Below are 26,904 nucleotides of genomic sequence, written 5' to 3' on the forward strand. Positions count from 1 at the left end.
AATCTGATGGAGTGGCAACGCTTCGCCACTACCGGGGAGTACACACAGGTTATCGCGCGGGTAATTCAGTCATTCCTTCAACTAGGCTATGCCCGTGACATGGGAATCCGATGTCCTCGATGGCTACCTTCGAAAAACCATTGAACTGGGCATTGACCCTGACGGCGAAGGTGTAATTACCGCCACACTGGTGCGGCCGGAAATTCAGCCGGACACCGGGCGCGCGGTGCTGATGGTGCACGGATATACCGACTACTTCTTCCACACCGAGCTTGCCGAACATTTCTCGGCCCGCGGCTATCGCTTCTTCGCGCTCGACTTGCGTAAATGCGGGCGTTCCCGGCGCGCTCACCAAACCCCGCACTACATCAGCGACCTATCGCTCTACGACGCCGAGCTCAACGCCGCGGTGAACATCATCACCGGACACAGCGCAGGTGCACCGCTGCTCGTGTACGGGCACTCCGCCGGCGGTCTGATCGTCTCGCTGTGGCTCAACCGTCTACGGGTGTCCACCGGCCTGGGCGATGTCTCGGGTCTCATCCTCAACAGCCCCTGGCTGGATCTTCAGGGCCGTCCCCTCCTCCGCAGCGGCGGCACCACTGCGGCCGTCAAGGCGATTTCGAGGTTCCGCGCCAAACAAGCGATTCCGCTTCCGCACGAAGGCGCATACGGAGCGAGCCTGCATAAGGATTTCCACGGAGAGTTCGACTACAACCTGGAATGGAAGCCGGTCGGCGGATTTCCGGTGCGGTTCGGGTGGATCAGTGCGATCCGGCGTGGGCACGCCGAACTACATCGGGGCCTGGACGTCGGGGTGCCCAACCTGATCCTGCGCTCGGACCGCAGCCTCCCGGGCGACGTCAGCGCGGCGGCGGCACTGCACGGTGATGCGGTGCTGGATGTTCAGCAAATCGCGCGCTGGGCGGGATGCATCGGCAACCATCAACGGGTCATCCCGATCCCCGATGCCAAACACGATGTGTTCTTGTCGGTGGCGGAACCACGCACACGGGCCTACCGGGAGTTGAACTCCTGGCTGGACTGGTACGAGGCGGGCAGCTAGCTCACCAGGAGCTGCTGCGCAGGACCACTTCGGCTGCCAGTTCCGGCGTGAGGTCACGAGTCGCCGAGCGGCGGCCCATCAGTTCGACAATCCGATAGTCGCCGTAGACGAAGCGCTGGCTGGCGCGGGCGATGGCACGGGTCGCGTCCGAGGTGACCAAGACGGTGGTATTGATCTCCACCGGCGGGCAGTGCTTGTCCCGGATCAGCCCGGCACGGTCGGCGACCCGCGGGTGTCCACGGTCGATCGCCACGAGACCAATAAACCTGTCGAGTTTGCTGGCAGCCAGATCCCAGGCCAGCTCACCGCCCGCACGATCTCCCACCAGGAGCGCAACCTTGACGCCGATGTCGTCGAGCACTCCGGTGATGGCTTTGGCGTGAAGATGTGGGTCGTGGCCGATCACCGCGGTGCGCAGCCCCGCAGTGTGCAGCCGCTCGCATACCGAGCGATAACTGAGCGCGAAATGCCCGGCGGCGGCCAGCATGACGACGGTGGTTCCCTTATCCGGCCCCGAAACGTTGACCTGCACCGTACGGCCGTCAATCGTGACGACCTGGTGCAATTCACCGTCACGCGCAGGTGGAGGCCCTGGGCGCGGGGGGCGAAGCTCGGGCGGCGGACTCATAGATGAGCCGCTTGCGCGAAGACCTTGGGCATGGGCGCACGCTACCTGAGTACGACCGTTCCGGTTGGGCTTTTAACCAGCCCTTTCAGGAAACTTTCACCCAGAGCCGTCAGGTGCGTTCGATCTTGTCGACCTGTTTCGCCACGATGTCCAGGAAGGTATGGGGCATGGTCGCGACTGCCTTGACCGACGGATCGCGCAGGTCGAAGGATGTCGCCACCATCGCCACGCCCCGGATATTCGCGAAAGCCATGTACCGGGAAGTCGTGCCCTTGGGCATGATCATTGTTTGCTTGTAGACGAGGACGCCGACAGGTCCGCCTTGCACCGGATCGGTGATCATCGGCGTCCCGGGCGAGCTCTTGTCGAAGAACACCTCGTACTTGGCGCACCGGCTCGCCACCGCTTGCACGTTGGCCAGGTCGATGGTGTCGCGCAACAGACTGACGATGATGTTCGCGCCGTTGAACCGCGCGATGTAGCGCGCGGTGTTCTCGGGGCCCGCTCTACCCGCATTGGCCAAACGGGGCGACAAGCCGTCCGCGCATCCTTGCGGATTTGAGGGCATCGCACCGATTACCTGCTGGTTGTTGACCGTCACGGGCCCCAGATCGGCGACAACCCTGTCGTACTTGGCGCCCTGCGGCAGCTCATCGGCCGTCAGGAGCGACTGCGCGATGCGCGCCCCCGGCCAGGTGGCGGTACCCGACACCGTCTGGGTGCAGCCCACAAGCGCCAGTGTAAATGCTGCGATAGCTGTGATGTTCCTGAAGCCCCGGTGCACCCGCACAGGCTATTCGACCCGCGCCCCAATCACCGACTGTGCTCGATTACCGGATATGACGGCTCCGATCCCGGACGACCCGCGTCTTGCCACACGGCTGCCAGCGCATCGACGTCGATGTGGGTGTCGATGAGATCGGCCAATCTGTCGAGCTGAGCCGCACGGCGGTCCGCGACGTTGGTGTCCGCCGCGACGGTGAATCCCGAGCGTCCGGCCGCGGACGCCGCCTCGGTGAGCCATCTGCGCCGGAAATCGTCGTTGTCCAGCAGTCCATGCCAATGGGTGCCCCGGACCGCACCGTGGGCAGCGCCCTCGTGATGATCGGTCAGCCACGGCGGCACCGCCGAGCGGGTGACCGTCCCGTGGTGGATCTCATAGCCGGTCAGCCCCGGAGACTGCCAGTGCCGCAGCGTCTTAACCGGTTGGAAGGCGATGTCGATATCGAGCAGACCCAAGCCACTGACCGTGCCGGCACCCGACTCGACGCGATCATCGATCGTGGTGGCAAGCATCTGGAACCCGCCACAAATGCCCAGCACCGGACCGCCCGAACGGGCATGTGCGACAACCGCGTCGGCGATCCCGTTGCCTCGCATCCAGGCCAGATCGGCGACGGTGGCCTTGGTGCCGGGAAGGACCACCACATCGGCATCGGCGATGTCGGCGGGATGAGCAACCCACCGCACGATCACCCCGGGCTCACACGCGATGGCCTCGATATCGGTCGAGTTGGAGATTCGGGGCAGACGCACCGCGGCCACCCGGAGCCATTCCCTCCCGATGGGTGTGGCGGGGCGGCCCACCTGAGCCGACGCCACCACAGAAACCGAATCCTCTGCATCAAGCCATAATTGGTCGTCGTAGGGCAGCACACCGTAGGTGGTTCGGCCGGTCAGCGCGGCAAGCTGCTCGAGTCCCGGATCCAGCAGTGTGCGGTCACCACGAAACTTGTTGACGATGAATCCGGCGACGAGTCGTTGGTCCGCGGGCTCGAGCACGCCCACCGATCCGAACAGGTGCGCCAGCACACCGCCCCGGTCGATATCGCCGACCAGCACCACCGGCAGGCCCGCTGCCTGTGCCAGCCCCATGTTGGCGATATCGGTCGCTCGCAGGTTGATTTCGGCGACCGAGCCGGCACCCTCACAGATAACTACATCGAATTCCGCACGCAGCGAACATAATTCCGCGGCCACCACCTGCCGCAGTTCCTCGCGATGCTCGATATAGGAACGCGCGCTGACGTTCCCTGTCGCCTGCCCGCGTACCACCAGCTGCGAGGTCCGGTCACTACCGGGCTTGAGCAGTACCGGATTGAATCGGACCGAAGGTTCCAGCCCGCAGGCGCGTGCCTGCAATGCCTGCGCGCGTCCGATCTCTCCCCCGTCCATCGTCACCACGGAGTTGTTGGACATGTTTTGTGCCTTGAACGGCGCGACACGAATCCCCTTGCGTGCCAGTAGCCGACACAGGCCGGTCACCACCAGACTCTTACCGGCGTCGGAGCTGACGCCCCCTACCAGCAGCGCGCCGGACACGGCGCCCGTCATGGCAGTGTCAGAATCTCTACTCCGTCGTCGGTGACCACCATGGTGTGCTCGAACTGCGCGGTCCATTGTTTATCGGTGGTCGCCACGGTCCAGGTGTCGTCCCAGATCTCATAGTCCAGCGATCCGAGGTTGATCATCGGTTCGATGGTGAACGTCATGCCCGGCTCGATGACGATGTCCAGATTGGGGTCATCGTAGTGCGGCACGATGAGTCCGTTGTGGAACGTGGGGCCCACACCGTGCCCGGTGAAGGAGCGAACCACGTTGTAACCGAAACGCTTTGCATAGGCCTCGATCACCCGTCCGACGACGCTGAGTGCCCGGCCCGGCTTGACGGCATTGATGGCCCGCATGGTTGCCTCCCGGGTGCGGTCTACCAGCAGGCGGTGCTCCTCGGAGACATTCCCCGCCAGGAATGTGGCATTGGTGTCTCCGTGCACGCCGTCGATGTAGGCGGTGACGTCGATGTTGACGATGTCGCCGTCCTCGATCACGGTCGAGTCCGGTATCCCGTGGCAGATGATCTCGTTGAGCGATGTGCAGCACGACTTGGGAAATCCCTTGTACCCCAGCGTTGACGGGTAAGCACCCTGGGAAACCATGTAGTCGTGGGCGATCCGGTCCAGCTCGTCGGTGGTGACCCCGGGTGCCACGGCCTCACCGGCAAGCGCCAGCGCCTGCGCCGCGATCCTGCCGGCGACGCGCATCTTCTCGACGACCTCGGGTGTCTGAACGTACGGCTCCCCGATGGCCTCCGCGACCTCGGACTTGCCCACGTACTCGGGGCGGTCGATCGACACGGGAACCTGGCGCTCGGGAGACAGCGTTCCCGGACGCAATGCGGCACGAACAGTCATGAAGGCAGCGTAGCGGGGCCTGCCGAGATCGCTACGCGTTGATGACGATGGGGTCGCCGATACCGACGGTGTTGTAGTACCAGGCCGCGTTGTCGGGGCTCAGGTTGATGCAGCCGTGGCTGACGTTCGAATTGCCCTGCGCTCCCGTCGACCACGGGGCACTGTGCACATAGACGCCACCCCAGGTGACCCGCACCGCGTAGTACACGGTCAGCTTGTAGCCCTCCGGATCATTCAGCGGAATACCGATGGTCCGCGAATCCATGACCACCGGACTCTGCTTTTCCAGGGCGGTAAACGAGCCGACCGGTGTGGGGTGCTTGGGTTTTCCCATCGACGCGGGCATCTCGCGCATGACCGTGCCGTCGATCTTGACCGTGAAGGTGTGCGCGCTGATGCTGGCGATGCCCAGCACCTCCGAGCCGGTCTGGAACTTGTACTTCATACCGCTCACGCCGTTCACGGACACCGTGATCGACGAATGCGCGGGCCAATACTCACGAGGAGTGAAACGAACCGTCGCATCGTCCACCCAGCTGAATGTCCCGGAAGGAACCTTCGACGCGGAGAAATTGATGGAACGCTCCGCGGCGGGCCGATCGGCGACAGGGGCCGCGAAATGAACCGTCACCGGCATGGCCACCCCGACCGTCTGACCCGGCGTGGGTGAGACGGATGCCACCCCGCGAGGGGATGCGGCCATTGCCTGGCCGAGGGTCGCTGGTGTGGTGATGGCCACGTTCATCAGGAGGCTGGCGAGCCCGGTCACCACAAGCACACTCCGAAATGCTCTGCGCAAGCTCTCGATCCTCCCTGGATGCTGTTTTACTACATGGTAGTTCGTAATCGCCTGGCGGAACGTTAGCGACAGCGAGCACAATCGGCTTCATGGGGCTGTCCGCCGGACTCACATTAGAAGCGATTGTGATCGACTGCCATGATGCGGCCACACTCGGCCGTTGGTGGGCCGACGCGCTGGAGTGGCCGTACGCGATCGACGATGACGGGGCCGTCGAGGTGTTCCAGCCCGACCGACATCCACCGTCCTTGTTCTTCCTGGGGACCCCCGACCGGAAGGTGGCCAAGAACCGGTTGCACCTGGACTTTCGCGGTGCCGACCAGCAGGCTGCGGTGGATCGATTCCTGGAACATGGCGCTACCAGAATTGACATCGGCCAGGGCGAATCGAGCTGGATCGTGCTCGGCGATCCCGAGGGCAACGAATTCTGCGTACTGGCGCCAAGCGCCGACTAGGCCAGGTAGTCCGGCGGCAGCGACTGGAACATAACCCGGGTGGCCCGCACAGCGGCTTCCGAGCCGCCGCCCCCGACGATCAGCGTGGCGAAGGCCATGTCGCCGCGATACCCCGCGAACCAGGCGTGTGAACCGCCCGGGAACTCGGCCTCACCGGTCTTCCCGTAGACAGAACCCTCACCCTTGAGGTCCATCGCGGTACCGCTGAGCACGGTCTCGCGCATCATCCCGCGCAGGCCGTCGATCATTGTGGACGTCACCGGTGGACGCTCACCGGTGACTCCGGTGGTCTGGCCCGAGATCAGCTGCGGTACAGGCGTTTTTCCATTGGCGACGGTTGCCGCGGCCAGCGCCATCCCGAACGGCGTGACCAGCACCTTGCCCTGCCCGAAACCATCCTCGGTGCGTTCAGTCAGGTTGACCGTGGGCGGCACGTTTCCGGAGATGGTGGGGATCCCCGCGACGTCGTAATCCGGACCGATGCCGAATTGCGAAGCGGCGACGGTCAAACCGTCCAACGGCATCTCACTGGCCAGTTTGGCGAAGGTCGTGTTGCACGAATTCGCGAAGGCCCGCCACATGGGCACCGTGCCGAGATCGAACTCGTTGTAGTTGGGGATGCTGCGGTCTCCGATGGTGACTCGCTTCGGGCAGCCCACCATGGTGTCCGGAGTGGCCATGCCGCGCTCGAGCGCCGCACCCGCGGTGATGATCTTGAATGTCGATCCGGGCGGGAACAGACCCGTGGTGGCCAGTGGCCCGTCGGCATTGGCAGCGGCGTTCTGCGCGACCGCCAGGATGTCGCCCGTCGACGGCTTGATCACCACCATCATGGCCTTTTGACCGCGAGTGTTGACGGCATTCTGCGCCGCGTTCTGCACGGCACGGTCCAGGCTGATCGTCTTCGACGGAGCCGGATTGGGTTTCACCTCGTTGAGCACCGCGGTGTCAACACCGTTCTGGTTGACACTGACCACCCGCCAGCCGGCCTCGCCATCCAGCTCATCGAGCACTGCCTTCTTGACCTGCGCGACGATATCGGGTGCGAAGCGATCATCGGTGGGCAGCAGATCGGCGATCTGTGTCATCACCACGCCGGGTCGCAATGCCCCTGGCCGCGTCTCCAGCGCGATGGAGACCTTGTCCCAATCGTCCTTGCGCAGCGTGATGAGATTCATCGGCGAGGTCTGGGCGCTCGCCTGCTCAGCCAGGGAGGCAGCATTGATCTGGTCGTCGTAGGGCCGGATGGCATCGGCCAGCGCGGTGGCGGTGCTCATCAGCGATTTACCGGCCTGCGACGCGTCGAAGGAGATCTTGTACAGGTTGGCCGGCGCCAGCACCGTCGTACCGCCCGACTCGTTGACCGTTGCCCGCTTGGCGGGATCGGTTCGCAGCGAGAGCGATTGACGCTCACCGAGTTTGGGGTGCAGGTCGCTCGGTGCCCAGCGGACCTGCCAACTGCCCGCGGTACGCAGCATCTCTAGGCGCCCGCTATAGGTCCAGGTGCGCTTTCTGGGCAATTGCCAGACATATGTCGCGTCGGCGCTACCGGTGTCCTGAGTGTATTGCGATCCGTTCACGGCGGCCTTGAATGAAGTTGCCTGTAAGCCCGAGAAAGCTTGATCCAAACCCACTTTCGCGCCATCGGGATCGTCGGTCATCTTCGCCGCCGAGGCGGTGTCACCGTTGGCCAGCGCCTCGAAGAACTTCTCTGCGACCGGGCCGGGCCCGTCGGGGCGCGGGGTGCACGCGACCGCGCCGGCCACCAACAGGGCGGTGCCGAACAACGGCAGGGACCACACACGTCTGAACATCGGGTCGATGTTATGGCCGTGAGCCTCCAAAACCCCGCAGGCGCACGGACGTAGCGAGCACTAGCTCGCCGGAATCAGCTAACGAGAACGGTCGCGAATGTGCCGATGCGCGTAAATCCTGCCCGGGCATAGGACGCACGGGCCACTTCATTGAAGCTGTTCACGTACAGGCTGGGGATGCGGCTGCTGCGATGGACCGCTGCCGCCACGGCGGCCACCCCGGCAGTGCCGAGCCCGCGGCCACGGAACTCCGGGTCAACCCATACGCCCTGGATCTGGCTCACGCAGCGCGATTGCGATCCGATCTCCGCTTTGAAGATGACCCGCCCATCCTCGAAACGTGCCCACGCCCTGCCCGCCTCGATGAGGCCGGCCACCCGCCGCCGGTATCCACGGCCGCCATCACCGTTACGCGGATCGACACCCATCTCGCCGATGAACATCTGAATCGAAGCGTTCAAATACGGGTCGAGTTCCTCGGCGCGCACCTGCCGTACCGCGGAGTCGACGGCACATGTCGGCGCATCGAGCATCGCCAGCAGGGGCTGGCAGGCGCGGACTTCGCGTGCGGGGCCCCAGACCGGATCGAGATGGCCCCACATGTCGAGCACCACATCGGCCGGGCCGACCAGGGAGGGACAGATCCGGTGCTGCTCAATGGCGCGTTCGGCAAACAACCGGGTGGCCTCCGGGCCACCGGCCAGCGGAATGATCGTGGTCCCGACGAAGCACAGGGAATCGGTCAACGCTCCCGTGGACCAGATCTCGCCACCGATGGCCGTGGGATCGGCACCGCGAGCCTCGACGCGTGCGGCGAGCATGCAGGAGGCCACCGGGTCGGCGTCCAGGACCGCACGCACCGCCTCGGTATCCGATAGTCCGAGGACGCGAACGGCATCGGACGACGACGCTCCGGGCGCTCCGTGCGCCGGCAGTGTTGTCGTCATCGGCAATCGCTCCCGTGTGTCCCGTTACGCCGAGCTTTGTTCAGCTTACGGTCACGACCGGCTGGCCAGTAGGAGTTCCGTCGGTTCCGATCTCGGTGCCCATCTCCTCGGCCAAGCGCATGGCCTCATCGATGAGTGTCTCGACGATCAGCGCCTCCGGCACGGTCTTGATGACCTCGCCCTTCACGAAGATCTGACCCTTACCGTTTCCGGATGCCACGCCGAGGTCGGCCTCACGCGCCTCGCCCGGCCCGTTGACGACGCAGCCCATGACCGCGACACGAAGCGGTACGTCCAGCCCCTCCAACCCGGCGCTCACCGCGTTGGCCAGGGTGTAGACATCCACCTGCGCGCGCCCGCAGGACGGGCAGGACACGATCTCCAGCGACCGGGGCCGCAGGTTGAGCGATTCCAGGATCTGATTGCCGACCTTGACCTCCTCGGCGGGCGGCGCCGAGAGAGACACCCGGATGGTGTCGCCGATGCCCTTGGACAACAGCGCACCGAAGGCGACGGCCGACTTGATGGTGCCCTGGAATGCCGGGCCGGCCTCGGTGACACCGAGGTGGAGCGGGTAATCGCACTGCGAGGCGAGCAGTTCATAGGCGGCGACCATGATCACCGGGTCGTTGTGCTTGACGCTGATCTTGATATCGCCGAAGCCGTGTTCTTCGAACAGGCCCGCCTCCCACAGCGCCGACTCGACGAGCGCCTCCGGGGTCGCCTTGCCGTACTTGCCCAGAATGCGCGGGTCCAGCGAACCCGCGTTCACGCCGATGCGGATCGGGATCCCGGCGTCTCCGGCGGCCTTGGCGACCTCCTTGACGCGGCCGTCGAACTCCTTGATGTTCCCCGGATTCACGCGCACCGCAGCGCAACCCGCGTCTATCGCCGCGAAGATGTATTTGGGCTGGAAGTGGATATCGGCGATGACCGGGATCTTGCTCTTGCGGGCGATCTCGGCGAGCGCGTCGGCGTCCTCCTGCCGCGGGCATGCGACACGCACGATGTCGCAGCCGGAGGCGGTCAATTCGGCGATCTGCTGCAGGGTCGAGTTCACGTCGTGGGTCTTGGTGGTGCACATCGACTGCACCGAGACCAGTGAGTCGCTGCCCACCCCGACGTTTCCGACCATGAGCTGACGTGTCTTGCGCCGCGGCGACAGTGTCGGCGGCGGTGCACTCGGAATACCCAGGCTGGTCATGTGATCCTCCGTTTGGATCGCTACTGAAAAAGTCTAATCGGGTTGACGATGTCGGCGGTGATCGTCAGCAGCATGTATCCGACCACCACCACCAAAACCAGGTATGTCGCCGGCATCAACTTCATGTAGTTGACGGGGGCTCCTGCCGCGAGCCCGCGCGCCGACCGGATCATGTTGCGGAGCTTCTCGTAGGTGGCCACCGCGATGTGTCCTCCGTCGAACGGCAGCAACGGCAGCAGGTTGATGGCACCGAGCGCAAAGTTGAGCTGCGCCAACAGTATCCAGAACATGATCCACATGTCGTGCTCGACCGTCTCGCCGCCCATGCGGCTCGCACCGACGATGCTCATCGGAGTGTCCATCGCCCGCTCACTACCGGTGATGGAGTCCCAGAGGGCACCGACCTTGGTGGGGATCTTTCCGATGGCCTTTACGGTTTCGACGGCAACGGTCCCGATGAGGTTTCCGGTGGCGGGAACCGCAGTCAGTGGGTTGTAGTGCTTCTGCGGCACGTAGGTGCCCAGCGAGGCACCCACGGCACCCACCGAGATGAGCTTGCCTGCCTTCTCATCCCAGCGCTGTGTCTCGGCGACGTTGACGAGGAGCGATTGCTGCTTGCCGTCGCGGATGATTTCGAAGACCTGCGGACCGCGCAGCTCCCGGATCGCGGTGACCATATCGCTGGATGTGCTGAGCTGCTTGCCTGCGACGGCGAGCACCTGATCACCCTCGCGCAGGCCCCCGAGCGCCGCCGGCCCTTCCCCGGTGCACGTCGCCATGTCCTTGGGGTCAGCACTCTTTTGTGCCGCCACACAGCTCGTCTGCTTGATCTCCGGGTGTGTGGGCGCGTTGTTGTCGGGCAGACCCCAGAAAAGGACGACGCCGTAGAAGACCACGATGCCGATGAGGAAGTTCATGGCCGGTCCGGCGAACAGCACCGCCACCCGTTTCCAGACCTTCTGCTTGTACATGGCGCGGTCGGATTCCTCGGGAGTGAGCTGTTCCACCGAGGTCATGCCCGCGATATCACAGAAGCCACCGAGCGGGACCGCCTTGAAGCCGTACTCGACGATGTCGTTGGCACCGCGATTGCTCTTGCGCTTGGTGGACCACAATGTCGGCCCGAATCCGACGAAGTAGCGACGCACCTTCATGCCGGTGGCCTGCGCCACCCACATGTGCCCACACTCGTGCAGCGCCACCGATACCAAGATCGCCAGCGCGAACAACGCAATTCCGATCGCGTACGCAGCCATCAGGTTCGATTTTCCTCCGCCAGGATCAATTGCGCAGCCCGCTGGTCAGCCCAGTGCTGCGCGTCGAGTACATCGTCAACGGTAGCGGGTTCTCCCGAGGTTCCCTCCCATTGGCTTGCGGCATCAAGCACATCGGCAATTGTTCGCACGATCGACTTGAATCCGATACGTCCGGCCAGGAAGGCAGCGGCCGCGGTTTCGTTGGCGGCGTTGTAGACGGCGGTCATGCATCCGCCCGCCTCTCCGGCGCTCCGAGCCAGGTCGACGGCGGGAAATACCTGCGCATCCAGTGGCTCAAACTCCCAGGTAGATGCGGTGCTGAAATCGCAGGCCGTGGCTGCGGCAGGTACCCGGTCCGGCCACCCCAGCGCCAGGGCGATGGGCAGTTTCATGTCGGGCGGACTGGCCTGCGCCAAGGTCGACCCATCGGTGAACGTCACCATCGAGTGCACGATCGACTGCGGGTGAACTACGACACCGATCTGCTGGTACGGCACGTCGAACAGAAGATGGGTCTCGATGAGTTCCAGTCCCTTGTTGACCAGCGAGGCCGAGTTGAGGGTGTTCATCGGCCCCATCGACCAGGTGGGGTGCGCTCCGGCCTGCTCCGGCGTGACGTCTTCGAGCTGCTGGGTGCTCCAGCCCCGGAACGGGCCGCCGGATGCGGTCAGGATCAGCTGTGCCACCTCGCCACGGGTACCGCCGCGCAGGCATTGCGCCAGCGCGGAGTGCTCGGAGTCGACGGGAACGATCTGGCCGGGAGCCGCCGCCTTGGTGACCAGCGGCCCACCGGCCACCAGAGACTCCTTGTTGGCCAGCGCCAGCCGTGCCCCTGTCTTCAGCGCGGCCAGTGTCGGACGTAGACCCAGCGCTCCGACCAGCGCATTGAGCACCACGTCGGCCTCGGTGTTCTCCACCAGCTCGGTAACGGCACCGGGCCCACTCAGCACGGGCAGGTCGAGGCGTTCGGCGGCACTTTTGTCGGCTACCGCGACGTTGGTGACGCCGGTCGCGTCGATCTGCTGCCGCAGCAGATCGATGTTGCCGCCGCCCGCAGCCAGGCCGACGACCTCGAAGCGCTCGGGGTTCGCGGCGATGACCTCGAGCGCCTGGGTGCCGATGGATCCGGTGCTGCCGAGCAGCAACACCCGGCAGACCTCTGAACTACGTGTCACCTACATATTGTGCGGCCTGGGCTAGCCCGCGACTCCCACCGGACCGCGCAGTTCACCATTTTCCCTTCGCGCGGGGTGTGCTTACCCGGGAGCGGATGGGCGTGGCACACTATGGGCTGTAGTAGACGTCTGAGATTGGAGGGCTGGCGGTGGCCACGACTGAGGTTGTCAAGCACGACGGAGTCGATGTCGAGGACGTGCCGTCCGCAGCGTTCGGGCGTGGGCTCTCGGGCCAGAACCCCCGCATCTTCCACATCCTGGGCCTCGCCATCGCGGCCTTCTTGCTGCTGCTCCTCAAGGGCAATCACGTCGGCAAGGTCGAAGACATCTTCTGCGTCGGTTTCGCCGTCATCGTGCTGGCCTTCACCGCGAACGACTACTTCGGTCGCCGCTCGGGCCGTATCCGCTAGCTAGCGCTCGGACGCGGCCAATTGGCCGCATGCGGCGGCAATCTCGCGACCTCGGGTATCACGCACCGTGCAGGAAACCCCCTGCTCCCGCACGCGTCGCACGAACTCACGCTCGACCGGCTTCGGGCTGGCATCCCATTGACTGCCCGGCGTCGGATTCAGCGGAATCAGATTCACATGAACGAACTGACCCAAGGCTTTTCGCAGCTTCTTGCCGAGCATGTCAGCGCGCCAGGGCTGATCGTTCACATCGCGGATGAGCGCGTACTCAATGGACACCCGACGTCCCGTGACATCGGCGTAGTACCGCGCGGCATCGAGCACCTCGCTGATCGCCCACCGGGTGTTGACCGGCACCAGGGTGTCGCGCAGCTCATCGTCCGGGCAGTGCAAGGACACCGCCAGAGTGACCCCTAGTCCCTCATCGGCAAGTTTGCGAATGGCCGGCGCCAGCCCCACTGTCGAGACCGTGACACCGCGCTGCGAGATACCGAATCCGTCGGGGGGCGGCGCCGTGATCTTGCGCAGCACTGTGAGCACCCGGTTGTAGTTGGCTAGGGGCTCACCCATGCCCATGAAGACGATGTTCGACAACCGGCCGGGGCCGCCCGGCAGCTCACCGTCACGCAGTGAAGCCGCGGCATCACGAACCTGCTCCAGGATCTCGGCGGCCGAGAGGTTGCGCGTCAGTCCACCCTGACCGGTGGCGCAGAACGGGCAGGCCATCCCACACCCGGCCTGCGAAGAGATGCACAGCGTGTTGCGGTCGGTGTAGCGCATCAGTACCGACTCGACGGTGCTGCCGTCGTGTAAGCGCCACAAGGTCTTTCGAGTATCCCCGGAATCACAGGCCACCTGGCGCAGCGGATGAAGCAGCCGGGGAAACAGCGCCTCGCCCACACCATCGCGCGCGCCCGCTGGAAGGTCTGTCATTGCCGCGGGGTCGCCCACCAGCCGTCCGTAGTACTGGTTGGCGATCTGCTTGGCACGAAACGCCGGAAGCCCCAATGCGGTCACAGCCTCACGCGTCTGCTCGGCCGTCATATCCGCCAGGTGACGCGGCGGCATGGCCCGGCGCGGCGCGTCGAAAACCAGCGGCAGGGACCCTTTATCGGCAGACATAACCCACCTAGTATCCCAGGCTCGCGCTAGTTCCCCGAACCGGAACGTGCCCGCACATGCATCCGCTCCCCCTGCGGGCCGAAAATGTGCAATACCTCGACGGGTTTATCGGTCGGATTGCCGAACCAATGCGGGATATGCGTATCGAACTCGGCGGCTTCACCGGCGGGCAGAATCAGGTCCAGCTCGCCGAGAAGTAGGCGGACCTTTCCGGAAAGCACGTACATCCACTCATAGCCCTCATGGACCTTCAGGTTCGGTTCCCCCTTCGGCGAATGCGGCGGGATGATCTGCTTGTAGCACTGCACCCCACCGGGCCGGCGTGACAGCGGCAGATAGACCGACCCGTGCCGTTTGAACGGTTTGGGGTGGATGCGCGGGTCACCCGTGGCGGGTGCGTTCACCAGCTCGTCGAGCGGCACCTGGTGCGCCTCGGCCAGCAGCAGCAGAAGTTCCAGAGTGGGCCGCCGCTGACCGGATTCCAGACGCGACAGCGTGCTCTCGGAGATACCCGTCGTGTCGGACAACTGCGCCAGGGTGACCTGACGATGCAGGCGCAGCGCCCGCAGCCGGGGCCCCAACGCGTCAAGCACGGCCTCTAACCGCTGGTTCTGATCGTCCATACCAACCATGATGGCGGCCAAATTGCTACTTTGGCAAGAAAGCTTGCGTGTTTCGCAGGTCCGCCCCAATAGTGGTGTCATGAACAAACTCTGGGATGTAGCCATCATCGGTGGCGGTGCCGCGGGCCTGTCGGCCGCCATCACCCTCGCTCGGTCGCGGCGGTCGGTGGTCGTGATCGACGATCACCACCCGCGCAACGCGCCGGCGGATCGGGTTCACAACTACCTCGGACGCGAGTCGACTCCGCCGTCAGAACTGTTTGATATCGGGCGCGGCGAGGCGGCACAGTACGGCGCGGTCTTCCGCGACGCGCGCGCCAGCTCGGTGTCCCACGCGGACAACCATTTCGACGTGACGGTGGATTGGCCAGACGGCACGACCTCAACGGTGCAAGCCCGCCGCGTCCTGGTGGCCACCGGAGTCGTGGATGAACTACCCGATATCGAGGGCCTGGCCGAGCGTTGGGGCCGCGACGTCCTGCACTGCGCCTACTGCCACGGCTGGGAAGTGCGCGATCGCGCCATCGCCGTGCTCGGCACCGGCCCACTAGCGGTTCACCACGCGCTGCTCTTCCGCCAGCTCAGCGATAACGTCAGCCTGGTGCGGCACAACGATTTTCCGTTATCACCCGAGGATGCTGCGCAGCTGGCTCGCCGGGACATCGGCGTGGTGGACGGCCCCGTTGCCCGCCTGCGAATCAGCGATGACTCGCTCACCGCGGTAGAGCTGGGAACCGGCGCCGTGCTTCCGTGTGATGCGCTGGTCGTCGCGACCGTGGTGTCGGCGCGCGTCGACATGTTGGCGCCGGTACGCCTGACGGCGCAGGAAATGCGACTCGAAGACCATCTGTTGGGGACATATCTGCCGGTCACCAGGGGAGCCACTGCGGTGCCGGGAATCTACGCCGCCGGAAACGTCACCGATATCAAGGCGCAAGTCATCACTTCTGCGGCGGCCGGAACCGAGGTCGCCGCGATCATCAACGCCGACCTCGCGGTCGCCGACGCCCAGGAGTTACAACATGCGTGATCACCAGAACCCGCCGTCCGACGAGAAGTCCTGGGATGAGTTTTACCGGTCGCACGACGCACTATGGAGCGGGAACGCCAATCCACAACTGGTCAATGAGATTTCGTCACTGCCGCCACGAACCGCACTCGACGCCGGCTGCGGCGAGGGCGGTGACGCGATCTGGCTGGCCCAGAAGGGCTGGCAGGTCACCGGAATGGATTTCGCGGAGACCGCCCTGCTTCGTGCCGCCGACAATGCCACCAGAGCCGACCCCGAGCTCGCCAACAGGATCACCTGGATGCAGGCCGACCTGACAACATGGCAGCCGAATCGGCAATTCGATTTGGTGACCTCGCATTTCATGCACCTGCCGACAAAGCTGCGCGAGCCCGTGTTCGCCGCGCTGGCCGCAGCAGTGGCACCGGGGGGCACCTTGCTGATCGTCGGGCACCATCCGTCGGACATGCACGCGGCGATCGGGCGGCCGGACCTGCCCGACTGGTACTTCACCGCCGAGGACATCGCCGACACGCTCGATCCTGACCTGTGGAGCATCCTCGTCGCCGAGTCACGCAACCGCACATTTACGCGAGACGATGAGGAGTTCGATATCGCCGATACGGTGCTGCGGGCCCACCGCACCGCTGCCGCAGAAGTGGTCTAGGCGATCGCCGCGGCGGCGCCCGAAAGCGCCTCGCGTGCAGCCCCTTCCACAGCGGCATACACGCCGGCTTCAAGCCCGCGGCGGCCGACGACCGATAGGGTCGCCAGGTTCGCCGCGGGCATGGCCTCGACCGGGGCGATGCCGTCGGGCAGCCACCCGATGATGGGCAGCAGCGCCATTCCCAACCCGGATCGCAGGCCCGCGTACAACCCCGACAAGTCCGGTGATTCCCCCACAATCTGGTACTGGCGCCCCAGCGTGTGCAGCGCGCTGAACATGGGCGCACGCAGGGTGCACGGTTCGGTGAAGGTCACGACCTGCAGGGGCTCAATGGAACCCGCCTTGTAGCCACGTGCCGCAACCCACCGCAGCCGAACGGTGCCCACCGCGTTGGCTCGATCCAGGCCCGATCCGTCGAGGATGACCGCCAGATCCATGCTCCCCCGGTCCACGGATTCGGCGAGATAAAGGTTGCGATCGAACCGCACCCGCACCGACCAATCCGGGAGATGACTGCGCAGCGCAGTGGTGATGCTGGGCAGTATCAAATCCGCGCCGTGCTCGGTGACCCCCAGAATCAGCGTGCGTTCTTGGCCGGCGATCAGATCGTCGACCGCACTGTCGTGCGCGGCAAGGATGCGACGAGCGTGCGCCAGCAGCTGCGCTCCCTTATCGGTGAACACCACACCGCGCCCCGAACGCCGGACCACCGGCTCTCCGACCGCGGCCTCCAGCTTGCGCACATGCTGACTGACCGCGGATTGGGTCAGATGCAGCACGGCCGCGGCCCGGTGGAATCCCCCGCAATCCGCCACTGCGACCAGCGACCGCAGCGGTGCGATATCGAGTGTCGAACTCGCCATATCGCCACCGTAGTCCGATCACAATTCTTGATCAATGTTTCTCCATGTCGGGTGATCGTGAGCTCCACACTGGGTGGGATGTATCAATTGATAACGATTGCTGATTGATTTTGATCAGTAATTATCGTTGGACATCGGTCGTCGAGACCGGCGACCATGGCAGGCATGCAGAAGATGCCGATGTGGTTCGCGTCGATGCTGACATTCCTCTACGCACTGGGCTACCCCGTTGGCGCGCTCGCGGTATCCGCCATGACACCCATGCTGGTGCTGGTCGCCCGCTTCACCTTCGCCGGTCTGATCGTCGCCGCCTGGGCCCTACTGGCCAAGGCGGCCTGGCCGACGGGTCGCAAGCTCGGGCACGTCGTCATTACCGGCCTGTTGATGCAGGCGGTGCAGTTCTGCGCGTTGTACGAAGCCCTCGAACATGGCGCGCCCGCCGTCCTTGGCGCGGTCGTCATTTCCATGAATCCTGTTGTCACCGCGGTGCTCGCGGCCCTGTTTCTGGGTGAGCGGCTCAACGGGTGGCGAGTCCTTGCCCTGGCGCTCGGCATAGTTGCCGTGCTGGCCGCCTGCGCCAGCCGGCTGCTCGCGACGGGTGGCGTCGACACGGTGCTGGTGCTGCTCTTGATCGCGCTGCTCGGCCTGGCCGCGGGGGGCGTGTACCAGCAGCGTTTCTGCGCTGGTGTGGATTTCCGGGTCAACTGCACCATTCAGAACGTCGCCGGGCTGGTGCCCGCCGGCATATTGGCCCTGCTGACGCCCACTGCCGTACATGATCCATGGAAGGCCACCTGGACGGTGGGCGCCATGGTGGTGTTCAGCGCGGTACTCGGCATCTCCACCTACGTCCACGCTGTGAGCCGGTTCGGCGCTTCCGCGGTGGCCATGCTGTTCTGCGTCATCCCTGCCGTCGCAGGACTGTTGTCGTGGGCGATTCTCGGCCAGCGTGTGGATGTCGGCATCGGTATCGGGCTGGTGCTCGGCGCACTGGCCTGCTGGCTGAACGCCCGTGCCAGCAGGCCCGCCGCAGCTGAGAAGAATCCCGGAATCGAGGTGGCAGCCGCCGCGCCTACCCGTCAGTCGGTGGCAGCCAGCTAGCCTGGCTGCATGCGTGCCCTGTTACACGGTGGTCTGATCATGCTGGGAGCGACGCTCCTGGTCGCAGGATGCTCGAAGGGAGCCTCGGTCTCCCCGACCACTCCCCCATCAAGCACACCAACGTCAAGCAGCACCACAAGCAAGGCCCCCACCACGACCACCACGACGACTCCCATCGAATTGCCGGAACCCGTCGCCGGTACGCCATATGACGCTGTGGCGCAGTGGATTTCCAAGGGAGCGCCGGTGAATGCCACCAACTTTCACTCGGCGACCAGCCAGGATGGCCAGAAGACCGATCTCGGGGAGAATGTCGCGTTCAAGACTCCCTCAGGCAAGACGCGATGCATGACGAGCAACATCGAGCCCGGCACACTGTCCTGCCTGGTCAACCTGACGAATCCGCCAAAGCGGCCCGCCGGTACCGAGGGTAACTGGGTCGGCGGATGGACAGATTTCAATGGCCAGCAGGTCACCGTGGGCGGGCTCCATGGCGACCCAGGCCCCTTCCAAAGCGGCGACGGAAACCCACTCGACTACGGCGGCCGCCTGACGTTCGGGGATTTCGCTTGCCGCAGTGAGACTTCCGGATTGTTCTGTGCGAACACCAAAACCAAGTCCGCGATTCGGGTCAGTGATGCCGGAATCGAGCCCTTCGGTTGCCTGAAAGAGACCACCCCATCCGACGGCAGCGGCCGGGAATTCAGCTGCTAGCTCAGCGCCCGGGCCAGATACTCCTCACCGCGCGGTGAGAGCCGATAGCCCACCGGCAGGCTCAGGGTCAGACCAAGGTTCTTGAGCTTGCGCACGTGCACCTTGAACGTCGCCAAATCGGGCCAGCGGGAGCAAGATTCGAGGTCTTTGGCACGTACCTGCGGGCGCTGGGCGATCTCTCGCAGCACCTCGCGAGTCCACGGCCCCGGCGTGGCGCTGCGGTCCATCCGATCCAATCGCGCGTCGATATCGGCGATGTCGGCATCCGTGAGCGCTACCGCAGAGGCCAGCTCCGCGCGCGGATCGGCCATCGCTATCTTTCGAAACGCCAAGCGGTACAAAGGATCGTTACCGCTCACGCCGACATCGCTTCGCGCTGCCGCGGCTGAGGGATAACCGGCTAGTAGCGCGTCGGCATCGTCGATGTCGCGCGCCGTAATCTCATCGACAGCATCGACCTCGATGAAATCGAACTCGGTCATGGAACGAATGCGATCCGAGCCGACGCGGTAACGACCACCGATCTTCACCTGGGGGCGCTTCCAGCGGCGGTAAGCCACCGAGATGGTGCCATCGCGAATTCCGGCCCGCAGCCTGGGCTCGAACAGCATTAAACCCCCAGGTGTGAGCCGTAGAGCTCGGCGAGGGCCTGCCAATGCCGCTCGGCCGTCGCCTCGTCGTAGGTGGCGTTGTCCGTGACCGCGAACCCGTGCCGGGCGGGGTATGTCTCGATGGTGTGTCGCACCCCGGCATCGGTCAGCACCTGCGCCAGGAGCTGCTCCTGCTCGGGTGGAAAGGAAGCGTCCTGCTCTGCGGCGGCAACCAGCACCACACCGGTGATCCGGTCGGCGAGGTGGTGCGGACTATTCGGGTCGTCGGCCTTGGCCAGGTTGCCACCGTGGAATGACGCGGCGGCGCCCACCCGGGGAGCGTGAGTCGCCGCTACCCGCAACGAGATCCGCCCTCCCATGCAGTATCCGGTCAGACCTACCGTGTCGCCCGTGACCTCGACCTGCTGGCCGAGGAAATCCAGAAATGCCCCCGCGTCGGCGTCGATGCGCTCGGGGGTGAGGGTGGCCATCGTCGCGAAGAGACGACCACGCTCCTGCGGGTCACCGAACGCTGTCGCCAGATCGAAAGGTTTCCAATCGCCCTCGCGGTAGTAGACGTCGGGCATCAACGCGACGTACCCCAGCGTCGCGAGGCGGTCCCCCATCTCGCGCATGACCTCGCGGGCACCGCCGGCGTCGGGGTAGAGGATTACGGCGGGGCCGGGCTGGTCCGGCAGGTGCAGAGTGCCCGGGCATTGCCCGTCGGCTGTCGGGATCTGAACGTCGCGACGAGACATATGTCCATCAAACCAGCCACCCATGCGGGTAGCTACTGCACTGGTATCTTGAGCCTCATTGATCCGTCAATGACCAGGGGGAAATCTGATGGCCGTCACCAGCACGCTGTCGACGTCGTGGCAAATCTTCAAGACATCCGCGAAGGTGCTGAGCTCACGTAAGGAGCTCGTCGTCTTCCCGATTTTGTCCGGGCTTACCGCGTTGCTTGTGCTCATCGGAATGGTGACCCTCGGCGTCCTGCTACTGCCCGCGACGACCGGAGATTCGGTGCCGCCGCTCTTTTACCCGGTCTTCGCCGTCGGGTACTTCGTGCTGATGTACGTCGCGACGTTCTGGCAGGCGGCGCTCATCTCGCAGGCGAACATCGCACTAGAGGGCGGAGACCCGAGCGTCGCCGGGGGAATCTCGGCAGCAGCCCAGCGCGGCGGACGTCTGCTCCCCTGGGTTCTTATCACCGGTGTCGTCTCCTGGATCATCAGCGCCATCGAGGAGCGGGTGCCGTTCGTCGGGCGATTGCTGGATGTCGCCTGGCGTGTGGTGTCCTTCCAGGTGCTGCCCACGATCGTGCTGCAGAATCTCGGCGCAATCGACGCCGTCAAGAAGACCAAGGAAACACTCAAGAACGCCTGGGGCCAGAACGTTGTCGGCGTCGTGGGCCTGAACTTTTTCACCGCGATGTTGACGCTGCCCGGAGCCGGGTTGATCTATCTGGGAGTCGCCGCGAATGTCACCGCCGTGACGGGCGTGCTCGTGGCACTCGGCGCACTCTGGATCCTGGCGGGCTCCATCATCGGCGCCGCGCTCACCGGGATCTTTCAGACCGCCCTGTACAGGTTCACGGTTGACGGCCATGTGCCGGGACCGTTCGCCGGAGTGGACCTGCGTCAGGCGCTCAAGACCAGGTAGACGACCTCCACGCCATCCTGGATTCGGGTGGCACCTGTCACTCTTCCTCGCACCTCAGTTGTCACACTGGTAACTTGTGTAACAGGAGTTTGTTACGCATCAGGGGACTCGGTGGCTTCTTCCAACGCACTGCCGACGTCGTGGGACATCTTCAAGACATCGATACGCCTCCTACGCCGTCACAGGACGCTCGCGCTCTTCCCCGTCGCAGCCGCCCTCACCTTCGCCGTGTTCATCGTGGTCTTGATAACCCTGGGACTTCTCTTGCCGCCGGGCATCGACAAGACGGCGCCACAGTTCATCCGTGCCGCGCTGACCGTCGACTACCTCATCCTGTGGTACCTCGTGATGTTCTGGCTCACGGCCCTGATGACACAGGCGGACGCCGCACTGGAGGGTCGAAAGCCGATCTTCGCCAACGGTTTCCGGACGGCAGCCCGCTACCGCTGGCGGCTCGTCCCCTGGGTTCTCATCGATGCGGCCGTCACCTGGGGCATCGGTGTCATCGACGAGAATCTCCTGTATGTCGGGAGCCTCGTGCACGTTCTCTTCATCGGACGTTTTCTCGACCTCGTCTGGCGCGCAGTCTCATTCCAGGTGCTTCCGAGAATCGTCCTGCACGACGCACGCACCACGGATGCCATCAAGGCCTCCAAGAGCGTCCTCCGGCGCGTGCTGGCCAAAAATGTCCTTGCCCAGGCGGGTCTTCGCATCTTCACCCTGGTGCTGGTACTGCCAGGTGCGGCTTTGCTTTTCGCCGCCGCCGCGGCGGGCCAAGGAGTGCTCGCGGGCCTGCTCGGACTGTGCGGTGGTCTCTGGATCGCGGCCGCAGTCTTGACCGCCGTGACCGTCAGCGGGATTTATCAAACGGTGCTGTACCGAAGCGCAGCCGCGTCAAACACGACCTAGATAAAGAGCGTCAACACAATCCAGGTGGCCACCGCGGAAGGCAGCAACGAGTCCAGACGGTCCATGATGCCGCCGTGTCCGGGCAGCAGCGTGCCCATGTCCTTGATGCCCAAGTCGCGCTTGACCTGCGACTCGACCAAGTCGCCGAGGGTTCCCGTGATGACGAGCATGATGCCCAGTGCCACACCGACAAAGGGATGGTGGCCCAGCAGGAAGGTCACCGCCAGTGTCGATGCGGTCGTGCCCACCAGGAGCGAGCCTGCCAAGCCCTCCCAGGACTTCTTAGGACTGATTGCGGGTGCCATCGGATGCTTACCGAACAGCACACCGGCCGCATACCCTCCGATGTCGGAGAAGGTGACCCCGAGCATGAGGCAGAAGACCTGCTCAGCGCCATTGTCCGGATAGACCAGAAGCGCGCCGAAGGATGCGAACAGCGGGATCCACGCGGCGACGAACACCGTGATGGCGACATCGCGCAGATAGTTCACCGGCTGCTGGTTCAACCCGTGCCCGACCAGGCGCCAGATCATGCAGACCACGACGGTAGCGCCAAACGCACCCAACGCTCCGGCGGTCCCCCACGGCCAGGTCAGCCAGATCATGGCCTGCCCTCCAACGAAGAGCGGGATGAATGGCACCGAGATGTCGGCCTGGCGCAGCCGCTTGGTCACCTCCCACATCGCGATGCCGAGGAAGACCGAGATGATGCCGACCCAGATCTCCTTCTGGTACAGCAGCGAGAAAATGATCATGGCGGCGAGAACAGCGCCGACGCCGATGGCCGCCGGCAAATTGCGTCCGGCCCGGGACTTCGTCCCCGAAGGGGGCGCAGGGCTGTTGCCGGGGGCCGGAGCCGCGTCGGTATCTCCCATGGTCGTCATTACCGGGGGCCCTAGACCTCCAGTAACTCGCCTTCTTTGTGCTTCACCAACTCATCGATCTGAGTCACGTACTGGGAGGTGGTCTTGTCCAGATCCTTTTCCGCGCGGCCCACTTCGTCCTCGCCGGCCTCGCCGTCCTTCTTGATCCGGTTCAGTTCGTCATTGGCCTTACGCCGGATGTTACGCAGGGTCACCTTGGCGTCCTCGCCCTTGCCCTTGGCCTGCTTGACGAGCTCGCGACGACGTTCCTCGGTGAGCTGCGGAATGGCAACGCGAATGATGCTGCCGTCGTTGCTCGGGTTCAGACCCAGGTCCGAGTTGCGGATCGCCTCCTCGATGGCCTTGAGCTGATTGGCCTCGTACGGCTTGATGACCACCAGGCGAGCCTCGGGCACGTTGATGCCGGCGATCTGCGTGATGGGGGTGATGGTGCCGTAGTAGTCGATGACAACCCGCTGAAACATTCCAGGGTTGGCACGGCCCGTGCGAATCGTCGCGAAGTCATCGCGGGCGACCGACACGGCCTTTTCCATCTTCTCCTCGGCGTCGAGAAGAACCTCGTCAATCACGATTGATCTCCCATCGGGTCTGATGATCTTCGCGCAAGCGGCTCATCATGGTGTTACCAGCGTTCCGATCTTCTCACCTGCGACCGCCCTGGCGATATTGCCTTCGGTAAGCAGGTTGAACACCAGGATCGGCATCCGGTTGTCCATACACAGGCTGAACGCGGTGGCATCGGCGACCTGCAATCCGCGATCAATGACCTCACGGTGCGTGATCTCCGGCAGGAACTCGGCGTCAGGATTGGCGCGCGGGTCATCGGTGAAGATGCCGTCGACCGCCTTGGCCATCAGCACTACCTCGGCGCCGATTTCCAGCGCGCGCTGTGCCGCAGTGGTGTCGGTGGAGAAGTACGGCAATCCCATGCCGGCACCGAAGATGACAACGCGGCCCTTCTCCAGATGCCTCCTGGCCCGCAGCGGGATGTACGGTTCGGCAACCTGGCCCATGGTGATAGCCGTCTGCACGCGCGTGACGATGCCTTCTTTTTCCAGGAAGTCTTGCAGTGCAAGGCTATTCATCACGGTGCCGAGCATGCCCATGTAGTCCGAGCGCGTCCGTTCCATCCCGCGCTGCTGCAGCTGCGCGCCGCGGAAGAAGTTGCCACCGCCGATAACGACCGCCACCTCGGCACCGCTGCGAACCACCTCGGCAATTTGGCTGGCCACCCTATGGACCACATCCGGGTCAAGACCGACAGCTCCCCCGCCGAACATCTCGCCGCCGAGCTTGAGCAGCACCCGCTTATATCCGGTGCGGCTCACATCGCGAGTCATCACGCCTCCTCGGTACGGGTTCAACAACGCCGGTGCACAAAACTCAGCCATCGGGCCCGCTGCTTCCGCTCATCGCGCAAGCGGCTCATCGGAAGGCCGCGACGGCGGTGTCTATCCTGCCTTATTGGGCGACGCTCGTTGGCACGACCCGGCGAACCGAGCCGGGGCCGACTGTGGTTTCGGTGAGGCCGGCGAGAGCTTGCGGCAACGGCGCCACGTGCAGCACGCCCAGGCGCTGTGTGGCGCGGGTGAGCGCCACATAGAGCTCGGCCGCACCTCGCGGCCCATCTGCCAGGATCCGTTCCGGCTCCACGACCAGCACCGCGTCGAACTCCAGGCCCTTGGTCTCGGAGGCGGGCACCGTGCCGGGTACACCCGGTGGCCCGATCACCACACTCGTGCCCTCCCGAGCGTCTTCATCGCTCGTGAATTCCTCGATGGCTTTTGATAATTCGCCCTCGGTGAGATGTCTTGACCAGGGGCGCACGCCGCAGGAACGGACGGATTCGGGTGGCTGGACGCCCGGTGCGAACTCGGCAAGCAGCGCCGCGGCGACGGCCATGATCTCGGCCGGGGTGCGGTAGTTCACCGACAACGACCGGTACAGCCAGCGTCCCGGCACGTACGGGGCCAGAATCGCGTCCCAGGAGGTGGCACCGGCCACCGATCGGCGCTGAGCCAGGTCCCCGACCACCGTGAACGAGCGGCTTGGACACCGGCGCATCAAGACTCGCCAGTCCATTTCGGACAGCTCCTGCGCCTCGTCGATCACGATGTGCCCGTACGTCCAGTCCCGGTCGGCCGACGCGCGTTCGACCAGGTCGCGGGTGTCACGTTCGGTGAATCGTTCCGCGAGGTCCTCGGCGCCGAGCAGATCGGTGGCGAAGAGGTGGTCTTCGTCGTCCATCATGTCTTCACGGCCGGTCATCAGGTCCAACACCCCGGCCGCGTACTCGGCCTCGGCCCTGCGCTCCTGTTCAGCCGCCTCCTCTGCGGCCTTATCGCGGCCCACCAGGTCGACAAGCTCATCGAGCAGGGGTACGTCTGAGACCGTCCATGCGTCACCGACAGGGCGTGCCAGTGCCGGATCCGCACCGGCAGCGCGCAGCCGCTCCGGTGAGGTGTACAGCTCCGACAAGAGCATCTCCGGCGTCAGCATCGGCCATAGCTCGTCGAGTGCGGCGGCGAATCCCTCGTGATCCCCGAGTTCATCCAGCAGCTCCGCGCGCAGGTGCTCCCAGGCCTTGCGGTCCTCGCGTGTGAGCCACCCCTTGCCGATACGTGGGATAGCCCGCTCGGTGATCGCCCACGTCAGTACGTCGGTGAAGACCGTTCGCGCCTCGTTGTGCGGGAGCCTGCTCGCACGCGCCTCTTCGATGGCCCACTGCGCTATATCGGCATCGATGCGCACCGAAACGTCGGTGAGCTGGATGCGCAGTGGTTCCACAGGGGTCCGCTGCCGATCCGCGACCGCAGCCGCGAGCACGTCGAGAATCTGCAGCGAGCCCTTGAGACGCGCGGCCTCCGCTCCGTCCTCCGCCGTCACCTTCAGACCGGGCAGCAGATCTCCCGCCGTCGTGAACACCACGTTCGTCTCGCCCAACGACGGCAGGACCCGCGAAATATGGCTGAGGAAGGCCGCATTCGGGCCCACAACCAGCACACCGTGGCGTTCCATCCGCTTGCGCTGGGTGTACAGCAGGTAGGCGACGCGGTGCAGCGCCACGACGGTTTTGCCTGTGCCGGGACCGCCCTCGATGACCAGCACACCAGGATGATCGAGCCGGATGATCCGGTCCTGCTCGGCCTGGATGGTCGCCACGATGTCGCGCATGCCGTTGCCGCGCGGTGCGTTCACGGCCGCGAGCAGCGCCGCATCAGTCATGCTTCCGCGCTCGCCGTCGCGATCTTCACTGTCAGGACGGCCCAGGATTTCGTCGGAGAACGCGTCGACGTGACGTCCCCGAGTCCGAAATTGGCGCCGGCGCCGGGTGTTTTCCGGGTTGGCCCCGGTGGCGATGTAGAAGGCCTGCGCTGCCGGAGCCCGCCAATCGATCAGCAGTGGTTCGTAGTCATTCGTCTCGTCCAGAAGACCGATGCGTCCGACGTAGGACCGCTCTCCCGAGACGGCATCCAGCCGGCCGAAGCACAGTCCGTCGTCGGCGACGTCCAAGCGTTGCGCCTGACTGGCCAGTGCGCGCACCTCGTCGTCGCGCTCGACCATGGCCGCACCGTTCTGCTGATCGACAGGTGCACGCAGGGTGCTGCGGTATCGCCCCTTAACGCGCGCACGCTCGGCGTCGAGCCGCACATAAAGCCCAGCGATGTACTCCCGCTCGGATTCCAGTTCTTCCTCGTATGTCGTCAACTGGACTTCCCCGTTTCCGTTCTCATTCATGGCATCTGACGTTCGGCCAGCGATTGTGCGGTATGACCGGGGCCTTGCCGCAAGGCCCCCTGTCCGATATATGT

28 protein-coding genes are annotated in these 26,904 nt (G+C 64.7%); 9 read left to right on the plus strand and 19 right to left on the minus strand.

Going from position 1 to position 26,904, the window contains the following annotated elements:
- Positions 1 to 88 precede the first annotated feature (88 nt).
- Positions 89 to 1,066 carry an alpha/beta hydrolase gene (locus RHO23_RS11240; RefSeq protein WP_030093977.1) on the plus strand — a complete coding sequence of 326 codons (978 nt, stop codon included), beginning with the start codon at positions 89 to 91 and terminating at the stop codon, positions 1,064 to 1,066.
- Between the two features lies 1 nt (position 1,067).
- Here the strand turns inward: RHO23_RS11240 and RHO23_RS11245 are convergent, their stop codons facing one another.
- From RHO23_RS11245 to RHO23_RS11265, 5 genes are all read right to left on the minus strand, one after another.
- Positions 1,068 to 1,694: an alpha/beta fold hydrolase gene (locus RHO23_RS11245; protein ID WP_078285373.1), complete on the minus strand. Its 627-nt coding sequence runs from the start codon at positions 1,692 to 1,694 to the stop codon at positions 1,068 to 1,070.
- A 109-nt stretch (positions 1,695 to 1,803) separates the two neighbouring features.
- Complete coding sequence (locus tag RHO23_RS11250; protein WP_030093979.1) at positions 1,804 to 2,424, minus strand: hypothetical protein; 621 nt, start codon at positions 2,422 to 2,424, stop codon at positions 1,804 to 1,806.
- An 83-nt stretch (positions 2,425 to 2,507) separates the two neighbouring features.
- Complete coding sequence (locus tag RHO23_RS11255) at positions 2,508 to 4,028, minus strand: cobyric acid synthase (protein ID WP_070917375.1); 1,521 nt, start codon at positions 4,026 to 4,028, stop codon at positions 2,508 to 2,510.
- A complete protein-coding gene (gene map, locus RHO23_RS11260; RefSeq protein ID WP_044103988.1) occupies positions 4,025 to 4,885 on the minus strand; it encodes a type I methionyl aminopeptidase in 861 nt (286 codons plus the stop codon). The genes RHO23_RS11255 and map overlap by 4 nt, the downstream gene beginning before the upstream one ends.
- Before the next feature lie 31 nt (positions 4,886 to 4,916).
- Complete coding sequence (locus tag RHO23_RS11265; protein WP_070921521.1) at positions 4,917 to 5,657, minus strand: L,D-transpeptidase; 741 nt, start codon at positions 5,655 to 5,657, stop codon at positions 4,917 to 4,919.
- 116 nt (positions 5,658 to 5,773) lie between these two features.
- Here RHO23_RS11265 and RHO23_RS11270 point away from each other — a divergent pair, with 116 nt between their 5' ends.
- Entirely contained in the window at positions 5,774 to 6,139 is a 366-nt protein-coding gene (locus tag RHO23_RS11270; RefSeq protein WP_423489080.1) for a VOC family protein, read from the plus strand.
- Here RHO23_RS11270 and RHO23_RS11275 read toward each other — a convergent pair.
- The 5 genes from RHO23_RS11275 to dxr form a co-directional block, all read right to left on the minus strand.
- Entirely contained in the window at positions 6,136 to 7,953 is a 1,818-nt protein-coding gene (locus RHO23_RS11275) for a penicillin-binding transpeptidase domain-containing protein (RefSeq protein ID WP_064409158.1), read from the minus strand. The two genes, RHO23_RS11270 and RHO23_RS11275, sit on opposite strands and share 4 nt — an antisense overlap.
- 74 nt (positions 7,954 to 8,027) lie before the next feature.
- Positions 8,028 to 8,900, minus strand: coding sequence for a GNAT family N-acetyltransferase (locus tag RHO23_RS11280; protein ID WP_070917374.1), 873 nt, complete (start codon positions 8,898 to 8,900; stop codon positions 8,028 to 8,030).
- Between the two features lie 40 nt (positions 8,901 to 8,940).
- Positions 8,941 to 10,104: a flavodoxin-dependent (E)-4-hydroxy-3-methylbut-2-enyl-diphosphate synthase gene (ispG, locus tag RHO23_RS11285; protein ID WP_064409160.1), complete on the minus strand. Its 1,164-nt coding sequence runs from the start codon at positions 10,102 to 10,104 to the stop codon at positions 8,941 to 8,943.
- Between the two features lie 20 nt (positions 10,105 to 10,124).
- The gene (locus tag RHO23_RS11290; RefSeq protein ID WP_423489081.1) at positions 10,125 to 11,360 is read right to left on the minus strand and encodes a M50 family metallopeptidase; all 1,236 of its coding nucleotides are present in this window, start codon (positions 11,358 to 11,360) and stop codon (positions 10,125 to 10,127) included.
- Entirely contained in the window at positions 11,360 to 12,535 is a 1,176-nt protein-coding gene (gene dxr / locus RHO23_RS11295; protein WP_070917373.1) for a 1-deoxy-D-xylulose-5-phosphate reductoisomerase, read from the minus strand. Before dxr ends, RHO23_RS11290 begins: the two co-directional genes overlap by 1 nt.
- A 149-nt stretch (positions 12,536 to 12,684) precedes the next feature.
- On the opposite strand from dxr, the gene RHO23_RS11300 reads away from it, so the two are divergent.
- Positions 12,685 to 12,945 carry a DUF2631 domain-containing protein gene (locus RHO23_RS11300; protein ID WP_030093989.1) on the plus strand — a complete coding sequence of 87 codons (261 nt, stop codon included), beginning with the start codon at positions 12,685 to 12,687 and terminating at the stop codon, positions 12,943 to 12,945.
- Here the strand turns inward: RHO23_RS11300 and rlmN are convergent, their stop codons facing one another.
- Together rlmN and RHO23_RS11310 are read right to left on the minus strand one after the other, a co-directional pair.
- Positions 12,946 to 14,067 (minus strand): 23S rRNA (adenine(2503)-C(2))-methyltransferase RlmN, encoded by a 1,122-nt coding sequence (rlmN, locus tag RHO23_RS11305; RefSeq protein WP_057969304.1) that lies wholly within the window; start codon positions 14,065 to 14,067, stop codon positions 12,946 to 12,948. It lies immediately after the preceding gene.
- Between the two features lie 26 nt (positions 14,068 to 14,093).
- Positions 14,094 to 14,699 carry a helix-turn-helix domain-containing protein gene (locus tag RHO23_RS11310; RefSeq protein WP_030093991.1) on the minus strand — a complete coding sequence of 202 codons (606 nt, stop codon included), beginning with the start codon at positions 14,697 to 14,699 and terminating at the stop codon, positions 14,094 to 14,096.
- A 70-nt stretch (positions 14,700 to 14,769) separates the two neighbouring features.
- On the opposite strand from RHO23_RS11310, the gene RHO23_RS11315 reads away from it, so the two are divergent.
- Together RHO23_RS11315 and RHO23_RS11320 are read left to right on the plus strand one after the other, a co-directional pair.
- Positions 14,770 to 15,720 carry an NAD(P)/FAD-dependent oxidoreductase gene (locus RHO23_RS11315; RefSeq protein ID WP_423489082.1) on the plus strand — a complete coding sequence of 317 codons (951 nt, stop codon included), beginning with the start codon at positions 14,770 to 14,772 and terminating at the stop codon, positions 15,718 to 15,720.
- Positions 15,713 to 16,366 carry a class I SAM-dependent methyltransferase gene (locus tag RHO23_RS11320; protein WP_064409163.1) on the plus strand — a complete coding sequence of 218 codons (654 nt, stop codon included), beginning with the start codon at positions 15,713 to 15,715 and terminating at the stop codon, positions 16,364 to 16,366. Before RHO23_RS11315 ends, RHO23_RS11320 begins: the two co-directional genes overlap by 8 nt.
- Here the strand turns inward: RHO23_RS11320 and RHO23_RS11325 are convergent.
- Positions 16,363 to 17,229: a LysR family transcriptional regulator gene (locus RHO23_RS11325; RefSeq protein ID WP_070917370.1), complete on the minus strand. Its 867-nt coding sequence runs from the start codon at positions 17,227 to 17,229 to the stop codon at positions 16,363 to 16,365. The genes RHO23_RS11320 and RHO23_RS11325 overlap by 4 nt on opposite strands.
- Before the next feature lie 165 nt (positions 17,230 to 17,394).
- On the opposite strand from RHO23_RS11325, the gene RHO23_RS11330 reads away from it, so the two are divergent.
- The gene (locus RHO23_RS11330) at positions 17,395 to 18,330 is read left to right on the plus strand and encodes a DMT family transporter (protein WP_423489083.1); all 936 of its coding nucleotides are present in this window, start codon (positions 17,395 to 17,397) and stop codon (positions 18,328 to 18,330) included.
- A 9-nt stretch (positions 18,331 to 18,339) separates the two neighbouring features.
- Positions 18,340 to 19,044, plus strand: a complete 705-nt coding sequence (locus tag RHO23_RS11335) for a hypothetical protein (RefSeq protein ID WP_423489084.1) — start codon at positions 18,340 to 18,342, stop codon at positions 19,042 to 19,044.
- Here RHO23_RS11335 and RHO23_RS11340 read toward each other — a convergent pair.
- Positions 19,041 to 19,655: a hypothetical protein gene (locus tag RHO23_RS11340; protein WP_423489085.1), complete on the minus strand. Its 615-nt coding sequence runs from the start codon at positions 19,653 to 19,655 to the stop codon at positions 19,041 to 19,043. The genes RHO23_RS11335 and RHO23_RS11340 overlap by 4 nt on opposite strands.
- The gene (locus RHO23_RS11345) at positions 19,655 to 20,392 is read right to left on the minus strand and encodes a dienelactone hydrolase family protein (RefSeq protein ID WP_423489086.1); all 738 of its coding nucleotides are present in this window, start codon (positions 20,390 to 20,392) and stop codon (positions 19,655 to 19,657) included. Before RHO23_RS11345 ends, RHO23_RS11340 begins: the two co-directional genes overlap by 1 nt.
- Positions 20,393 to 20,480: 88 nt before the next feature.
- Between RHO23_RS11345 and RHO23_RS11350 the strand changes: the two genes are divergently transcribed.
- A complete protein-coding gene (locus RHO23_RS11350) occupies positions 20,481 to 21,299 on the plus strand; it encodes a DUF6159 family protein (RefSeq protein ID WP_057969309.1) in 819 nt (272 codons plus the stop codon).
- A gap of 111 nt (positions 21,300 to 21,410) precedes the next feature.
- Positions 21,411 to 22,208, plus strand: coding sequence for a DUF6159 family protein (locus RHO23_RS11355; protein WP_423489087.1), 798 nt, complete (start codon positions 21,411 to 21,413; stop codon positions 22,206 to 22,208).
- Here the strand turns inward: RHO23_RS11355 and RHO23_RS11360 are convergent.
- The 4 genes from RHO23_RS11360 to helR form a co-directional block, all read right to left on the minus strand.
- Entirely contained in the window at positions 22,205 to 23,083 is an 879-nt protein-coding gene (locus tag RHO23_RS11360) for a phosphatidate cytidylyltransferase (RefSeq protein WP_081349585.1), read from the minus strand. The two genes, RHO23_RS11355 and RHO23_RS11360, sit on opposite strands and share 4 nt — an antisense overlap.
- A 20-nt stretch (positions 23,084 to 23,103) precedes the next feature.
- Entirely contained in the window at positions 23,104 to 23,661 is a 558-nt protein-coding gene (gene frr, locus RHO23_RS11365) for a ribosome recycling factor (RefSeq protein ID WP_030094002.1), read from the minus strand.
- 45 nt (positions 23,662 to 23,706) lie between these two features.
- Positions 23,707 to 24,432 carry a UMP kinase gene (gene pyrH, locus RHO23_RS11370; RefSeq protein WP_030094003.1) on the minus strand — a complete coding sequence of 242 codons (726 nt, stop codon included), beginning with the start codon at positions 24,430 to 24,432 and terminating at the stop codon, positions 23,707 to 23,709.
- A 121-nt stretch (positions 24,433 to 24,553) separates the two neighbouring features.
- The gene (gene helR / locus RHO23_RS11375; protein ID WP_064409168.1) at positions 24,554 to 26,830 is read right to left on the minus strand and encodes an RNA polymerase recycling motor ATPase HelR; all 2,277 of its coding nucleotides are present in this window, start codon (positions 26,828 to 26,830) and stop codon (positions 24,554 to 24,556) included.
- Between the last annotated feature and the right edge of the window lie 74 nt (positions 26,831 to 26,904).

The organism is Mycobacteroides sp. PCS013, from assembly GCF_049532645.1.
GTDB classification, from domain to species: Bacteria; Actinomycetota; Actinomycetes; order Mycobacteriales; family Mycobacteriaceae; genus Mycobacterium; species Mycobacterium gwanakae.